16 protein-coding genes and 1 tRNA gene are annotated in these 16,152 nt (G+C 32.3%); 8 read left to right on the top strand and 9 right to left on the bottom strand.

Annotated elements, in window-relative coordinates; all coding sequences use genetic code 11:
- The first annotated feature begins 206 nt into the window (after nt 1-206).
- Nucleotides 207-1,235 carry an alkane 1-monooxygenase gene (locus BUC11_RS09975; RefSeq protein ID WP_073353766.1) on the top strand — a complete coding sequence of 343 codons (1,029 nt, stop codon included), beginning with the start codon at nt 207-209 and terminating at the stop codon, nt 1,233-1,235.
- A gap of 40 nt (nt 1,236-1,275) precedes the next feature.
- On the top strand, nt 1,276-2,793 hold the full coding sequence (gltX, locus tag BUC11_RS09980; RefSeq protein WP_073353768.1) for a glutamate--tRNA ligase: 1,518 nt from the start codon (nt 1,276-1,278) through the stop codon (nt 2,791-2,793).
- Nucleotides 2,794-2,882: 89 nt separating this feature from the next.
- On the opposite strand, the gene BUC11_RS09985 is transcribed toward gltX, so the two are convergent.
- Nucleotides 2,883-3,524, bottom strand: a complete 642-nt coding sequence (locus tag BUC11_RS09985) for a hypothetical protein (RefSeq protein ID WP_073353769.1) — start codon at nt 3,522-3,524, stop codon at nt 2,883-2,885.
- Between the two features lie 79 nt (nt 3,525-3,603).
- Between BUC11_RS09985 and BUC11_RS09990 the strand changes: the two genes are divergently transcribed.
- Nucleotides 3,604-4,590, top strand: a complete 987-nt coding sequence (locus BUC11_RS09990) for an SPFH domain-containing protein (protein ID WP_073353771.1) — start codon at nt 3,604-3,606, stop codon at nt 4,588-4,590.
- Nucleotides 4,591-4,618: 28 nt separating this feature from the next.
- On the opposite strand, the gene BUC11_RS09995 is transcribed toward BUC11_RS09990, so the two are convergent.
- The 4 genes from BUC11_RS09995 to BUC11_RS10010 all read right to left on the bottom strand — a co-directional run bounded on the left by BUC11_RS09995 (nt 4,619) and on the right by BUC11_RS10010 (nt 8,021).
- Complete coding sequence (locus tag BUC11_RS09995) at nt 4,619-4,891, bottom strand: DUF6327 family protein (RefSeq protein WP_073353773.1); 273 nt, start codon at nt 4,889-4,891, stop codon at nt 4,619-4,621.
- A gap of 3 nt (nt 4,892-4,894) precedes the next feature.
- Complete coding sequence (locus tag BUC11_RS10000; RefSeq protein WP_073353774.1) at nt 4,895-5,245, bottom strand: competence protein; 351 nt, start codon at nt 5,243-5,245, stop codon at nt 4,895-4,897.
- Between the two features lie 39 nt (nt 5,246-5,284).
- Nucleotides 5,285-5,614, bottom strand: coding sequence for a YtxH domain-containing protein (locus BUC11_RS10005; RefSeq protein WP_073353776.1), 330 nt, complete (start codon nt 5,612-5,614; stop codon nt 5,285-5,287).
- Nucleotides 5,615-5,918: 304 nt separating this feature from the next.
- On the bottom strand, nt 5,919-8,021 hold the full coding sequence (locus BUC11_RS10010) for a glutamine--tRNA ligase/YqeY domain fusion protein (RefSeq protein ID WP_073353777.1): 2,103 nt from the start codon (nt 8,019-8,021) through the stop codon (nt 5,919-5,921).
- Nucleotides 8,022-8,135: 114 nt separating this feature from the next.
- Between BUC11_RS10010 and folB the strand changes: the two genes are divergently transcribed.
- Both folB and BUC11_RS10020 read left to right on the top strand, forming a co-directional pair.
- Nucleotides 8,136-8,495 (top strand): dihydroneopterin aldolase, encoded by a 360-nt coding sequence (folB, locus tag BUC11_RS10015; protein ID WP_073353779.1) that lies wholly within the window; start codon nt 8,136-8,138, stop codon nt 8,493-8,495.
- A gap of 83 nt (nt 8,496-8,578) precedes the next feature.
- A tRNA-Cys gene (locus BUC11_RS10020) sits at nt 8,579-8,649 on the top strand.
- Nucleotides 8,650-9,416: 767 nt separating this feature from the next.
- Here the strand turns inward: BUC11_RS10020 and BUC11_RS10025 are convergent.
- From BUC11_RS10025 to rnr, 3 genes are read right to left on the bottom strand one after another with little or no spacing between them, the layout of a single operon-like run.
- Nucleotides 9,417-10,094, bottom strand: a complete 678-nt coding sequence (locus BUC11_RS10025) for a LysE family translocator (protein ID WP_073353780.1) — start codon at nt 10,092-10,094, stop codon at nt 9,417-9,419.
- A 44-nt stretch (nt 10,095-10,138) separates the two neighbouring features.
- Entirely contained in the window at nt 10,139-10,804 is a 666-nt protein-coding gene (locus tag BUC11_RS10030) for a head GIN domain-containing protein (RefSeq protein WP_073353782.1), read from the bottom strand.
- 5 nt (nt 10,805-10,809) lie between these two features.
- Nucleotides 10,810-12,999, bottom strand: a complete 2,190-nt coding sequence (gene rnr / locus BUC11_RS10035) for a ribonuclease R (RefSeq protein WP_073353783.1) — start codon at nt 12,997-12,999, stop codon at nt 10,810-10,812.
- Nucleotides 13,000-13,117: 118 nt separating this feature from the next.
- On the opposite strand from rnr, the gene BUC11_RS10040 reads away from it, so the two are divergent.
- From BUC11_RS10040 to BUC11_RS10050, 3 genes are all read left to right on the top strand, one after another.
- Entirely contained in the window at nt 13,118-13,351 is a 234-nt protein-coding gene (locus BUC11_RS10040) for a hypothetical protein (protein WP_073353786.1), read from the top strand.
- Between the two features lie 741 nt (nt 13,352-14,092).
- Nucleotides 14,093-14,521 carry a ribose 5-phosphate isomerase B gene (gene rpiB, locus BUC11_RS10045; RefSeq protein ID WP_073353788.1) on the top strand — a complete coding sequence of 143 codons (429 nt, stop codon included), beginning with the start codon at nt 14,093-14,095 and terminating at the stop codon, nt 14,519-14,521.
- A gap of 208 nt (nt 14,522-14,729) precedes the next feature.
- The gene (locus tag BUC11_RS10050) at nt 14,730-15,872 is read left to right on the top strand and encodes an ATP-binding protein (protein WP_073353789.1); all 1,143 of its coding nucleotides are present in this window, start codon (nt 14,730-14,732) and stop codon (nt 15,870-15,872) included.
- Here the strand turns inward: BUC11_RS10050 and BUC11_RS10055 are convergent.
- Nucleotides 15,851-16,120, bottom strand: a complete 270-nt coding sequence (locus BUC11_RS10055) for a DUF1294 domain-containing protein (protein ID WP_073353869.1) — start codon at nt 16,118-16,120, stop codon at nt 15,851-15,853. The two genes, BUC11_RS10050 and BUC11_RS10055, sit on opposite strands and share 22 nt — an antisense overlap.
- Nucleotides 16,121-16,152: the final 32 nt, after the last annotated feature.

The raw sequence follows: 16,152 nt of genomic DNA on the forward strand, positions 1-16,152 counted from the left end.
CAGGGAAAAGAATTAATTTTCTTTTCTTTGTTCTGAAAAAATATTTCATCTTTCTTTGAGATTCCTAACTTTCGCATTTATTAATTGAATTCAAGAACCAATAAATGTACTAATTTATATTTAGTGCTACTTGTTAAATAAATGTTGTTATTATTTATGATTAGAAATGTAAAACCTTTTACTAATTTTATGGAAAAACACTGACTATGAAATATTTATTTGCCTATAGTATTCCTGTTATTGGTATGATAGGAATATATTTTGGAGGTTTCTGGACCTATGCTGCCTTATTGTTTGCCTTTGTCATGATCCCACTATTAGAATTAATATTGCCCATTGATGAAAAAAATTATGATACCGAGACCATCTCAAAACGTTTACACAATAAATTTTTTGACGTTTTACTATTACTAAACGTCCCTATAGTTTATGGAGCGATACTTTTTAGTTTGTATCGCATTACGCAAAACCAACTGCCTATTTATGAAATTATAGGAATGACCCTTAGCTTAGGAATTATTTTGGGCGCAAATGGAATAAATGTTGCCCATGAATTAGGTCACAGAAATACAATGTTTGAAAAGATAATGGGGAAAATACTTTTAATTCCCAGTCATTACACCCACTTTTTTATTGAACACAATCATGGACACCATTTGCACGTTTCCACCCCCGAAGATCCATCAACAGCGAAATTCAATCAGAGCCTGTATTCTTTTTGGTTTCAAACCGTGACTGGCACTTATTCAAAAGCATGGCAAATACAAAAAAAATTAAATAAAATAGAGAATCGCTCTTTACTATCTATTAAAAATGATATGTTTTGGTTTACTGTCATTCAAGTAACTTACCTACTTACTATTTATTATTTCTTCGGCTTTACTGGATTATTCTTTGCTATATTTTCAGGAATTGTTGGATTTCTGCTGCTGGAAACCATCAATTATATTGAGCATTATGGCTTGAAAAGAAATCAACTTGCCTCCGGTAGATATGAACGGGTGACCGAAAAACATTCTTGGAATTCAAACCATGTCCTTGGCCGAATTATACTATATGAACTTACCAGACATAGCGATCACCACTTTAAATCTCAAAAAAAATACCAAATTCTAGAATACCATGATGTGTCACCCCAAATGCCTTATGGATATCCTACGTCAATGGTTTTATCGTTTTTTCCACCCCTTTGGTTTGCTGTGATGAATAAACGAATACCTGTAAATATGAAGTAATCTATAGAAATAGAATTATATTTGCCAAAAATCAACAATAATGTCTAAACAAGTTCGGGTGCGTTTTGCACCAAGTCCAACTGGACCTTTACATATTGGCGGCGTTCGTACCGCTTTATTCAATTATTTATTTGCCAAAAAAAACAATGGGGTTTTCTTCCTGAGAATTGAAGATACAGATCAAAACCGTTTTGTTCCTGGTGCCGAAGCATACATCATGGAAGCACTCGAATGGTTAGGCATTGCGCCAGATGAAACCATTGGAAGAAACGAAAAATTTGGTCCCTACCGTCAAAGCGAAAGAAAAGAGTTGTACCAACAATATGCAGCCGAATTAATCAATTCCGGTAATGCTTATTATGCATTTGATACCGCTGAAGATCTAGATGCAGCAAGAAAATTAGAAGAAGAACAAGGAAAAACTTTTATTTACAATCATACCAACAGAGAAAAACTGGACACTTCATTAGTGATTTCAGAGGCTGAAACGGCCAAAAGAATAGCTGCTGGAGAACATTATGTAATCCGTTTTAAAACTCCGGTGAACGAAACCTTGCATTTGCATGACATCATTCGTGGCGATGTAAAATTTGAAACGAGCCTTTTAGATGATAAAGTATTGTTTAAAAGTGACGGAATGCCAACCTATCATTTGGCTAATATCGTGGACGATCATTTAATGGAAACGTCTCATGTAATTCGTGGTGAAGAATGGTTACCATCGATGCCTTTGCACGTTTTATTGTACCGAGCATTTGGTTGGGAAGCGCCGGAATTTGCACATTTACCATTGATTATGAAACCTGTTGGAAACGGAAAATTATCCAAACGTGATGGAGATAAAATGGGATTTCCAGTATTTCCATTGGATTGGAATACGGCCGAAGGTATTTCATCAGGCTATAGAGAAAAAGGGTTTTTCCCGGAAGCCGTGATCAACTTTTTGGCTTTGTTGGGCTGGAATGATGGCACGGACAAAGAAATATTTTCATTAGAAGAATTAGTGGAAGCATTTGATCTAGATAGAGTGCATAAATCTGGAGCCAAATTTGATCCTGAAAAAAACAAATGGTTCAATCATCAGTATTTGATCAAGCAAGAAGACGCCACTTTGGCGAAAGCCTATGCTCCTATTTTGACTGAAAAAGGTATCTCGACTGCGCTCGATATGACAGATGAAAAACTTATAAAAATCGTTTCCTTGATTAAAGAACGAGCGCATTTTGTTTCTGAATTTTGGGAAATGAGTGATTTCTTTTTTGTAGCTCCAAGCGCTTACGATGAAAAAGCCACTAAAAACTGGAAAGCAGAAACTCCAGCCTTGATGCAAGAATTAATTTCTGTTGTGGAGGAAATTAGTGATTTTACTTCTGTCAACATTGAAATGATAGTCAAAGACTGGATGACAAAAAACGAAATTGGAATGGGAAAAGTAATGCAACCCTTTCGCTTGAGTTTAGTTGGTGCACTGAAAGGTCCTCACCTATTTGATATCGTTGAAGTAATTGGAAAAGACGAAACCATTAGCAGAATTCAAAAAGCAATAGCTACTTTATAGTTTTTAAACACAAAGTTAACAAAGAAGACTCAAAGTTCACTAAATTTAGTGAACTTTGAGCCTTCTAACTTTATTCATTATGTGATTGGTTATAAATAAATAATCAAATTTCCGTTTAGTATTCCAAGATTTCCTTTAAAATTGACTCCTAAATTCTTTTTGTTCAAATTTTCCAGCATGTTATTGACTCCATATTGATACGAAACATTGGCTCTAAAATGACGAACTCCAAATGTGATTCCAATTGTTGGATAAAAATTAAAATTAGAAATAGCTTTAATATCTTTGGCTAGCAAAGTTGTTCCAGCAATGACGTTGTTTTCTTTACTACTATCCAAATTTAATTTGCCATTGACTTGAACAACAGGTCCAAACTCAATACTCAAATGACTTTGGATAATAACATAACTGACCAATAAAGCAACTTGTCCTGAAGCCAATTTATAAGCAACATCTTCTCTACCGCTGGACGAATTAATTGTGGCAACAGAAAAATTATTCTCACTAAATTGCATCGAATAAACCATTTCCAAATTGTTATAGAAATTTCCCCGCATAGAAAGTCCCGCATTCCAACCCAAGTCTGGTTTTGCCTCAAAATTGTTAGTATTTAAGGAAAATTGATTGCCTCCAAAACTAATTCCAATCCTATTTGAATCCCTATATCTGTATTGGGAAAAGGCGGATACAGATACTAAAATAAGAAGTAAGACAAGTGTTAACTTTCTCATATAATTAAAATTTACGAAGACAAACCTAAAGTTTTTTTGTAAATTGTGAGATAAATTTTAACTAAAAACAAAAAAAATTATGAATATTACGTTAATTATCCTACTGGTCTTTGGATTCTTTATCTTACTATCCTCCTTTTTTACAGTAAAACAGCAAACGGCTGTAGTTGTAGAACGATTTGGTAAATTTTTAAGTATCAGACAATCAGGCTTGCATCTAAAGATTCCTTTAATTGACAGAATTGCTGGGCGCGTCAATCTAAAAATCCAACAATTAGATGTTATCATTGAGACAAAAACCAAAGACAATGTTTTTGTAAAACTTAAGGTTTCCGTTCAATTTATGGTTATCAAAGAAACCGTTTATGATGCCTTTTATAAATTAGAATATCCACACGATCAAATTACATCTTATGTATTTGATGTTGTACGTGCTGAAGTTCCAAAATTAAAACTAGATGATGTCTTTGAACGAAAAGATGATATAGCCATCGCAGTAAAAAGAGAATTAAATGAGGCTATGACCACTTATGGCTACACGATTATCAATACTTTGGTAACAGATATCGATCCGGATATTCAAGTAAAAAATGCGATGAATAGAATCAATGCTGCTGACAGAGAAAAAACAGTAGCTGAATTTGAAGCAGAAGCATCTAGAATTAGAATTGTAGCAAAAGCTGAAGCTGAAGCAGAAAGCAAGCGTTTACAAGGACAAGGTATTGCAAACCAACGAAGAGAAATAGCTAAAGGTTTAGTAGAAAGTGTTGATGTATTGAACAGAGTTGGAATCAATTCTCAAGAAGCTTCAGCATTAATTGTAGTAACACAACATTATGATACGTTACAAGCTATTGGTGCTGATGCCAATTCTAATCTAATTTTGTTACCTAATTCGCCACAAGCCGGAAGTGACATGCTCAACAATATGATTGCATCCTTTAGCGCTTCCAACCAAGTAGGTGAAATGATGAAAAATAAAAATGGGAAAAGAAGTACTAGAAAAGAAGATACAACCGATTATCAATTGCCACAAACCCCAGAAACTCCAGATAATGAGGAATAAATACTTTAATAATCATAAAAAAAGAGGCTTAAACGCCTCTTTTTCTTTTTGCAAACCAATTTTTGACAAATGGAACTGCTTTGTTTAGTAGAAAAGGCACCGCTGTAGAAACGAGAGCTCCATAAGGAATTGCAGCACTATAACTGCCTATTAAGTCACTTACAATATTTTGAGGTGTGAAACTTTCTTTTGTTTTCTTTACTCCAAAAACTAATTTTTGATAACTAATCTCTTTTTCAATTTTTAAAATTTCTAATTCTCTATCTATTTGAGCATAAGAGGAATATTTTTTGGTTTCCATAATTTATTCGTTAAAAAATATTTCAGAAAATTTCTCGAGTATTGGTCCTTCAATAACTTTATCTTTGATTAAAAACAAGAGGCTTGTAACCACGAGGTAGATTCCACCCATTATTAAAAATCCCAAGGGATAACTTTCTAAAGATTGACCTATAGCCATGGCTCCCGCGATGGAGCAAAATAATATAACCATACCCAAACACAAAAAAATCAAAGAAAATTTGAAAATCATAGTGGTCGATTTCATCGCCACTTTAAAACCCCATAATTTATAATAAGATACATTACTCTGTATATAAGCATGAATCTGGTCTTGAATTTCCTCTGTATTCTCTTTTAATTCTTCAAAAGCCATGTAGTTTGTTTTAAGATTTAGTAGATGGGTTAAACCATATTATTTTTGAAGTTTAGCATTTTGCCTTTTTAACTCCGCTAATTTTTCTTCTAAAAAAGAAATTACCTCTTCGGTTTTGTGACTCATATTGGAAATCATATCCTCATATGTTTCTTCTAAATCAAATTTAGCAGATGTCAACTTATCATTAAATTGTGAAGAGACCGTGTCAAATTTATTTTGCAAATCGTTTTTGGCATCATCATACCCATCTTTTATTTTTTCTCTGGTTTTAGAACCTTTATCTGGTGCATACAAAATTCCCAATCCAGCTCCAATAACTACTCCAGTTAAAACGGCCACTAATGTATTACCTGTACTATTCGACATAATTCTAAAGTTTAAAAGTTTGTTTCATAAAGATACAGATTTATTAACAACATCCCGTTAACAACTCGTTAAAGTGCAAATTTATAGGTCAAAAATCAAATAAAAGCGTGCTAAACAACCTATATTTTAATTTTATACTTACTTATATAAATTCAAAAAAGTAAGCTTAAAACCAACTTATGCGCTTCGTTTTTAATTGAAAAATAATATGAAAAACCCAATTGTTATAAGAATTTTAAATAATAGAAAAAGCCCTCTAAAAAGAGAGCTTTTAATTGATAAAACCTATACTTATTCATATAACTTATATTTTAAGATTGTTTAATAATTGCAGTACTTTTTCATTTTTTTCCTTTGTTTTTAACTCTATAAGCTGATGCTCTAAAAGACTAAAATGATTCAAGTCATTTTGTAAATTTTCAATGGCCAAAATTCTAACGGCAGCCAATTGACTTTTCAATGACATAGAATATAATTTAATCAACGCCTCTTCTTCAATATCTTTTACTTTTACTTTATCAGAATAATGCAAAATCAAATTAGAAAACAACAAGGAGTTATTGTCATTCTTAACATTTTTGACGATGGTGTGAATAATTAAACTATAATTGTCGATACTTTTTATGTTAGCAACAATGCTGTTGAGAATCAAATTAGCATTGTTTTCATCCTTTTCTTTTACATATTTATTGATTTCTTTTTGAGTGTTCATCAATAAATTTTCTTCTTTTTTACCTTTTTCTTCCCACGCATCTTTCAATCCAACAGTTTTATTAAAGACAATTTTGCCTTCAGCTGAATCTTTATCCACACTGAAGTAACCCAAACGTTGAAACTGGAATTTGTCTCCCGGTTGTACCGAAACTAAACTTGGTTCTACAAATCCATTTACAATCTGTAACGAGTTAGGATTCATAAATTCCAAGAAATTTTTTTCCTTATGACTGTCTGGTGCTTCATCAATAAACAAGCGATCATAAAGACGCACTTCGGCTTCTAAAGCGTGTTGAATTGAAACCCAATGCAGGGTTCCAGCCACTTTTCGTTGACTCGCTTCACTCCCACTCCCACTTTGACTGTCTTCGTCATAGGTTACATGAATCTCCGTAATCGTTCCCGCAGCATCTTTTATAACACTTTCTCCTTTGATTATATAAGCATTTTTAAGTCGTACTTCACGTCCTAAACTCAGTCGAAAAAATTTAGGAGGAGCTTCTTCTAAGAAATCTTCTCTTTCAATGTATAATTCTCTTGCAAAAGGAACTTTTCTAAATCCGGCACTTTCATCTTCCTGATTATTTTCGGCTTCCAGCCATTCTTCTTTATCTTCAGGATAATTCGTGATTACTAATTTTATTGGATCTAACACCGCCATTACTCTTGGAGCAGTTTTATTCAAGTCTTCACGCAAACAAAATTCCAATAGCGAGAAATCAATGATATTTTCTCTTTTAGCAACACCAATAATATCACAAAATTTACGAATAGAATTCGCTGTATACCCTCTTCTTCTCAATCCTGAAATTGTGGGCATTCTTGGATCATCCCAACCATTTACAATTTTTTCTTGAACCAATTGCAATAGTTTTCGCTTGCTCATTACGGTGTAATTCAAGTTCAAACGGGCAAATTCATATTGATGTGGTCTCACTTTTGAATCATCATAAATTTGGTCCAAAAACCAGTTGTACAATTCTCTGTGCATTACAAATTCTAATGTACAAATAGAATGTGAAATTTGCTCGATATAATCACTTTCACCGTGTGCATAATCATACATTGGATAAATATTCCATTGATTGCCTGTCCTGTGATGATGACGATGTAAAATACGGTACATCAATGGATCACGCATCAACATATTAGTCGAAGTCATATCAATTTTGGCACGTAAGACATGACTTCCTTCCGGAAAATCACCATTTTTCATTCCTTCGAACAAGGTAAGGTTTTCTTCCACTGACCGGTTTCTATAAGGACCGTCAACTCCAGGTTGTGTTGGTGTTCCTTTTTGAACAGCCATATCTTCTGACGATTGACTATCAATGTAGGCCTTACCGTTCTTAATCATGGCAAGAGCCCAATCGTATAATTGTTGAAAATAATCAGAAGAGTACAATTCTTCGGTCCAATTAAAACCCAACCATTTTAAATCTTCTTTAATTGCGTCTACATATTCCTGCTCTTCTTTAGCTGGATTAGTATCATCAAAACGCAGGTTTACTGGCGCATTGTATTTTAATCCTAAACCAAAATTTAAACAAATCGATTTAGCATGTCCAATGTGTAAATACCCATTAGGCTCTGGCGGAAAACGAAAACGTAATTTATCTTGCGGAAATCCATTGGATAAACTGTCCTCAATAATTTGTTCTATAAAATGGAGTGATTTTTCTTCAGTTGACATTTTTTTGTTTTATTTTAGCAAAGATAAAAAAGTTTACAGTTTTCAGTTTACAGTTTACAGTTTTCTTTAGAACTGAATTCAGTAAATGATTACTCTCACTAAAACAGTTAAGAAATGGGCATTATAAAACTTAAAAATATCAGAACCTACTCCTATCACGGTTGTTTAATTGAAGAAGGTAAAATTGGTTCTGACTACACCGTAAATTTAGAAGTTAAGACCGATCTGAGAAAATCCAGCCTTTCGGATGATTTAAAAGATACAGTGGATTATGTGCTTTTGAATACCATTGTTGTAGAAGAAATGGCTATTCGTTCTGATTTATTAGAACATGTAGGACACCGAATTGTGACTCGAATTTTTGAAGAAATTCCTGAAGTTTCCAGAATTATTGTCGCAGTTTCTAAACTAAACCCTCCTATTGGCGGTGATGTTGAAGCAGTTACTATAGAAATGGAAGAGTATAGGAGTTAGAATAAAAATATTTTTTAAAACTTTTAAACTTTATACTTTAAAACTCTAAACTTTTTGAGTACTTTTGCCGTCCATTCAACGATGGCGTCGTGGCCGAGTGGCTAGGCTGGGCTCTGCAAAAGCTCCTACTCCGGTTCGAATCCGGACGATGCCTCTAAAAGAGATACAGCAATGTGTCTCTTTTTTTTTAGGACTAATTTTTAGGAAAAATTAAGTAAATATAGGGTTCGAACCCGGACGATACCTCTAAAAGAGATACAGAAATGTGTCTCTTATTTTATATCTAATTTTTAATAAAAATGAAGTAAAGTTATAGTTCGAATCCGGACGATGCCTCTAAAGAGATACAGCAATGTGTCTCTTTTTTTATGTCTAATTTCTAGGAAAAATTAAGTAAATATAGGGTTCGGATCCGGACGATACCACTAAAAGAGATACAAAAATGTGTCTCTTTTTTTATGTCTAATTTTTAATAAAAATGAAGTAAAGTTATAGTTCGAATCCGGACGATGCCTCTAAAAGAGATACAGCAATGTGTCTCTTTTTTTATGTCAAATTTTTAGGAAAAATTAAGTAAATATAGCGTTCGAATCAAGACGATGCCATAACAACAGATACAGAAATGTGTCTCTTTTTTTTAGGACTAATTTTTAGAAAAAATTAAGTAAGTTATAGTTCAAATCTGGATAATTTTCTAAAACGTACAAAGTAATTTGGCGGTTTTTTAAAGTCTAATTTTAGAAGGAATAAAAGAAGTTTACATTTTTAACCATTTGTAATTAAGAAAAATTAAGTCTACATCTTAATAAAACTTAATTTATTAGTGATTTAAAAAAACTTAAATGACTTATATGTTTAAATAAAAAGCCCTGAATATAAATAAATTACATTCAAGGCTTTTACTATTTTTTAAAATTATTATTACTTATCTATTTTTTCAAATGCTTTTTTAACCATTTCTTTTTCTTCTGGGAACCAACCTTGCGTAATCAAAACGATACCAAAAACCATCATTATAATACTGATTCCTTTTTTAATTTTTAGAATATTTACAGGTGTAAGCTTTGTTTTTAACTGTTTTGCCAAAAGTATTTTAACACAATCAACAACTAAATAAGAGATAATTACCGAGGTGAAAAAAGTGACCATTCTGGAGGTTTGCATTTCGAGTTTTGGTCCTACAGAAATGATAATTGCCAACCAAAAACCAAGAACACCAATATTAATGATATTCAATAGAAATCCTTTGATGAAAAGGCTTATATAGTTTTTTTTGACAATTTCCTTGTCGATAATATCCGTATTGATTTTCTGTTCTTTTTTTAACTGTATGAAGGAAATTATACCATAAGCCAACATTAATACTCCACCAAATATAAAAAGAGCCGGTTGATCTTTTAAACTTTGAATCAAGCGGTAACTGCCTAAATACGCAATTCCAATAAAAACAATATCCCCTAAAATAACTCCTAAATCGAATACCAAAGCCGCTCTAAATCCTTTTATAATACTTGTTTCTAGTAAAATAAAAAAAACAGGACCAATCATAAAACTCAAGAAAATTCCCCAAGGAATACCAGCTAAAATGTCGTTTATCATTAAAAATTTAAATTTATTACGCTAAAATCTAAACCAAAGTACTACTATTTTTCTAAAATTGTACCTCCAATGAAAACTTCCTTGTTAATCTGTTTGGGTTTACCGTAGATAAATATAGAGCCACCAGCACGAACTTTTGCATCAACTAATGTTGAGGCATTAATTTCAGATTTTCCTCCTGCAGCAACGCTTATTGTAGTTTGTAAAGTCTCTAAATCCTTAGCGTTTAAAATTCCTCCAGAAGTTATTACAACATCTTGATTTTTCGCTTTTCCTGATAAAGTAATTATTCCACCAGCATTCGCCTTTACATTTACTTTGTCAACATCTATATCTAAATTAATTTCTCCTCCTGATTTTGCATTTAAATCTAAGCTTGTTTGTTTGAAATCTTCTTCACTGGAAACATAGCTTCCCTCGCTCACAGCAATACTTTCGAGGTTTTTAAAATATAATTTAACCATAATATCTTCACCGGATAATAATTGTGGAAAAGGCATTCTAATCTTTAATTCTCCATTTTTATTTACCGTTTCTACTTCATCAGCGCGTGCTCCAGTTACGACAATCTTATTTTCAGATGCAGGAATTAATTTGACATTGATTTTATCAAATACTTTAACTTCATCAAAATCCCCTAAGTTTCTAGTTACTTGTGCTTGTGTTATTTGACTTAAAAATACAAAAGCAATAATCACTAATTTTTTCATTTTATCTATTTTAATGGTTCTTCAATTCTTCTTAAAAAATTAAAATCCAATTGTTTTTTAACTAAATCGGCATTTTTTACTTTAACGTAAATTTCATCTCCTAATTGTAATAATTTACCAGAAGTTGCGCCGGTTAGTGCATATTGTTTTTCGTCAAAAGTGTAGTAATCGTCTTTTATATCTCGAATTCTACACATTCCTTCACATTTATTTTCGATGATTTCTACATAGATTCCCCATTCGGTTACACCCGAAATTACTCCTAAAAATTCCTGATCCTGATGATCTTGCATGTATTTTACCTGCATGTATTTGATAGAATCTCGTTCCGCATTGGTTGCTAAACCTTCCATTGTGGAGGAATGTAAGCACTTGGTTTCATAGGTTTCTTCATCAGCAGATTTTCCACCATCGAGATAATGCTGCAATAATCGGTGCACCATTACATCTGGGTAACGACGAATTGGTGATGTAAAATGAGAATAATATTCAAAAGCCAAGCCGTAATGTCCAATGTTATCTGTAGAATATTTGGCTTTACTCATACTTCTAATCGCTAAAGTATCAATAAGATTTTGTTCTTTTTTACCATTTACATCTTCCATTAATTTATTCAAAGCTTGTGAAATAGAACCTTGTTTGAAATCAATTTTATGTCCAAACTTGGCAATTACTGCTTGCATCGCAAAAAGTTTATCCTCATTTGGCTCATCGTGAATTCTATAAATAAAAGTTTTCTTTTGTTTTCCAATGAATTCTGCTACTTTTTTATTGGCTAAAAGCATGAATTCTTCAATCAGATGATTGGCATCTTTGGAAACTTTAAAATAAACGCCTTGAGGTTCTCCAGCTTCATCTAAATTAAATTTTACTTCTACTTTATCAAAAGAAATGGCACCATCAGCCATTCTTCTTTTTCTAAGAATTTTAGCTAATTCATCCATTTTTAGCGTCGCAGCAACAATTGCTTCTGAAACTTGATACGAACTTCCTGTAATCGAAATTTCTTCCGGAATCACATCGTCTTTGGTTTCTATGATGTACTGCGCTTCTTCGTAAGCAAAACGTTGATCGGAATAAATTACCGTTCTTCCAAACCATTGATTCACCACTTCAGAAGTTTCTGTGATTTCAAATATAGCCGAAAACGTATATTTTTCTTCATTTGGACGTAAAGAACACGCAAAATTGGACAACACTTCCGGTAACATGGGCACTACTCTATCCACTAAATAAACGGATGTTGCTCTTTGATATGCTTCATCATCCAGAATTGTTCCTTCTTGTAAATAATAAGAAACATCGGCAATGTGAATACCAATTTCGTAATTACCATTTTCTAATTTTTTGAATGAAAGTGCATCATCAAAATCCTTTGCATCTTTTGGATCAATAGTAAAAGTCAATGTATCGCGCATGTCGCGACGTTTGGCAATTTCACTTTCTTCTATCGAAGTATCGATTTTTTGTGCAAACGTTTCTACTTCAATAGGAAACTCTGACGGTAGTCCGTATTCAGCAAGAATCGCATGGATTTCTGTATCGTGTTCTCCTGGTTTCCCTAAAACTTTAATTACGGAACCAAAAGGACTATCCGCTCTGGCTGGCCAATCTTCGATATGAACTAAAACTACATCGCCTTGCTCCGCCTCGCCTATTTTATCCTTTGGAATAAAAATATCAGTGTACATTTTTGGATTTGCAGTAGAAACAAAAGCAAAATTAGCTTGGATGTCAATTACACCAACAAAATCTGTTTTATTTCTTTCTAATACTTCAATAACTTCACCTTCAGGTTTTTTACCACTTCTTTTGTTATAAACATACACTTTGACAATATCTTTGTCTAAAGCATGATTTAAATTATTGGTAGGAATAAAAACATCATCTTCTAAATCAGCACATACAAAATAGGCTGTTTTACGCCCAGTCATGTCAATTTTACCTTCGTAATAGTCCTTGCTGATTGCTTTTATTAAATATTTTCCAGGTTCTGATTCTATAATTTTGTTTTGCGAAGCCAGAATCTTCAAATCTTTAATAATTTGGTTTCTGCTCTCAGTATCATCGAGCTCCAACTTTGCTCCTATTTGTTTATAATTGAATGCTTTATTAGCACTTTGCGATAATATTTTTACTATTTTTTCAGAGAAGTCTTTCCCTTTTTTTACCGGCTTTCTTAATCTTTTACTCATAAATCTGTTCTTAAAAGTCTAAAATTACAAAATACTAAACTGTTATCCATAAAGAGTGCACAGTTTTAAAGAAAATATAACTTTACAGAATAGTTGTATCTTTATAAAAAGTATTAAAATGGAAGATTTTCAAACTATTGCAATTTTCAATTATTCCCATGAAATTGTAGTAATAAAGCATTTGCTAGAGCAGGAAGAGATTAACTTTTTTTTTGAAAATGAAACGTTGGTATCCATCGATCCTTTTGGCAGTTTCGCATACGGTGGAATCAAACTCAAAATTCACTTCAACGATTTTGAAAAAGTTCAAGAACTGTTAGATAATTTGAATAGCAATTTGAAAATTGTTTGAAACTGAAATCAATCTAAAATCATTTTTTTGACTTTAATTTTTTTGAAAGTTGTCAACATATATTAATATAAACAAAAAGAAAAATTAAATTTAAATTATTTTTTGGTTGTTATTATAGCTTGTTAATAGTGGCAATAAATTTATTTTAAAACGCATTGAAATCAAGTTTAAAGATGTTATTGGGAGTTATTAACATACTTATCTTAGGATAAAGTATTCGTTTTAAAGGGTTTTTATATTTTAATTAACAATGGTTGATAACAGAAAGACTATTGGTTTTGTAAATAACTCACACTACTCCTTTTTGTTGATAACCTACTTTTTAATATTGATAACTATTCTAAAATTTTATCAAACTAAATTAGGTTTTAAAAAACAGGTTTTGGATTACTTATTTTTATTTAAGTACCCAAAAAAACTTCTAAAATTCTATCCGAACTTATCAACATTTAATGTTAACTTAAAGTTAACTGAATATCAAGCAATTAGGTTTCGCTATTAACAATGTAAATTTTTAACATTTAAAGTAGATAATTTATATTGATTTACAGCTATTTATACAGATAATCCAATTGTTGATAACTGCTAATTGTATCACGGACTGTTAGTTACAGTTTTGGTAATTTACATTATTTATGATACCCAAATAAAATTGAAAAATCTATCAAAGAAGCGAAATTTAAATTCCTCATACTAGATTACTTTATTTAAATTTGCAGCACACAACTTAAAACATATCATATGAAAATCTCCATAGGAAACGATCACGCAGGACCGGATTACAAAAAAGCAATCGTTGAAATGCTTGAAGCAAAAGGACATGAAGTAATGAATTACGGAACCGATTCAGTGGAAAGCGTAGATTATCCTGATTTTGGTCGTCCTGTAGCCACAGATGTTGCTGAAGGAAAAGCTGATTTTGGAATTGTTATTTGCGGAAGCGGAAACGGAATTTCAATGACAGCAAATAAGCAATCTAAAGTTCGTGCGGCTTTATGCTGGATGAAGGAAATTGCGGTTTTAGCTCGTCAGCACAATGATGCCAATATTATTAGTATTCCTGCTCGTTTCACTTCAATTCCTCAAGCAGTAGAAATGGTCGATGCCTTTTTAAACACGGATTTTGAAGGTGGAAGACACCAAACAAGAGTAGACAAGATTAGCTGTTAGTAAAACAAAATAAAATAGGACGTTAGAACCTATTGTCTTAGAGAAATCGCCGAATTATTTCAAAACAATTCGGCGATTTTTTATTTCAAATGACTAAATTTATAGTAATTCGGTCAACGCACTGACTGAATTAACGTTAATTTGGTCAGTGCGTTGACCGAATTAACGTTTTTTACTTATATTTGTTCTAGATTTCTAAAACAATAATATGGGAAATTATTTTAACAGAGCGATTGTTCAAGAATTTAATCGAAAATTACTTCCAAATAAAGTCTTGATTTTATTAGGGGCAAGACGTGTGGGAAAAACGGAACTGATAACAAATTATCTTCAAACCATTCCCAGTGAAAGTTACTTGAAACTTAATGGAGAAGATATTAACGACTCGAATTTACTCAAGGAACGTTCCGTGAGCAATTACCAACGATTGTTGATGAATATCGATTTATTAGTAATAGACGAAGCACAAATTATTCCTGATATCGGTTTGATTTTAAAATTGATTGTTGATTCTATTCCTGGTATAAAAATCATTGCGACGGGTTCTTCTATATTTGATTTGAATAATAATTTGGGCGAGCCTTTAGTGGGGCGAAAAAACACTTTATATCTTTTTCCATTGGCACAAATTGAGTTTGCTCCTTATGAAAATTACAAACAAACCAGCGAGAATCTAGAGCAACGATTGCTTTTTGGTGGTTATCCGGAACTAGAGCAATACGTGGATTGGGAAGATAAAAAAGAGTATTTGTATGAAATCATCAATTCGTATTTGTTAAAAGACATTTTGATATTTGATGGCATCAAACATTCTGATAAAATATACGATTTGTTGCGCTTGATAGCGTATCAGGTAGGGAAAGAAGTTTCGTTGTTGGAGCTGGCAACTCAATTACACATGTCTAAAAATACAGTTGCAAATTATTTAGATTTGCTTTCTAAAGTTTTTATTGTCTTCAAAGTAGAAGGTTTTAGCAGGAATCTTCGAAAGGAAATTGTAAAATCCAGTCGCTGGTATTTTTATGACAATGGCATTCGGAATGGTATTATCAATAACTTTAATCGTTTGGATTCTAGGACTGATATTGGCGATTTATGGGAAAATTATCTTGCTTCAGAAAGAGTTAAAAAACAAAATTATCAAAAGATAAAAGCTAAAAATTATTTTTGGAGAACGTATGATCAGCAAGAACTGGATTGGTTGGAAGAAATAGGAGAAGAACTGGCTGGATTTGAGTTTAAATGGAGTGAAACTAAAAAAGTCAAAATCCCTGCTGCTTTCGCAAAAGCATATCCGGATGCTACTTTTGAAGTAATAAACAAGAGTAATTATTTAGATTTTATAACATAGAAATACACTAAAATAATCTGTAGCATTGCAATTAAAAAATACTTCCATAAAAAAGACCTTTTTGCTGTTTTATGTCTAAAAAAAAGCATCGCTAATCCGGAACCAATCGTACCGCCTATTGCACTTGTAAGTAATAAACTTCGCTCTGAAACGCGTCTTTTTTGCTGAATAGCCAGTCGTTTGTCTATTCCAATTATTGAAAAAGCTATTAAGTTACTAAGAGGAAAATACCAAAATAGAAAAGACATAAACAGGGGATTTTGAACCAAAGATAACACTT

The organism is Flavobacterium xanthum (assembly GCF_900142695.1).
Lineage (GTDB): Bacteria > Bacteroidota > Bacteroidia > Flavobacteriales > Flavobacteriaceae > Flavobacterium > Flavobacterium xanthum.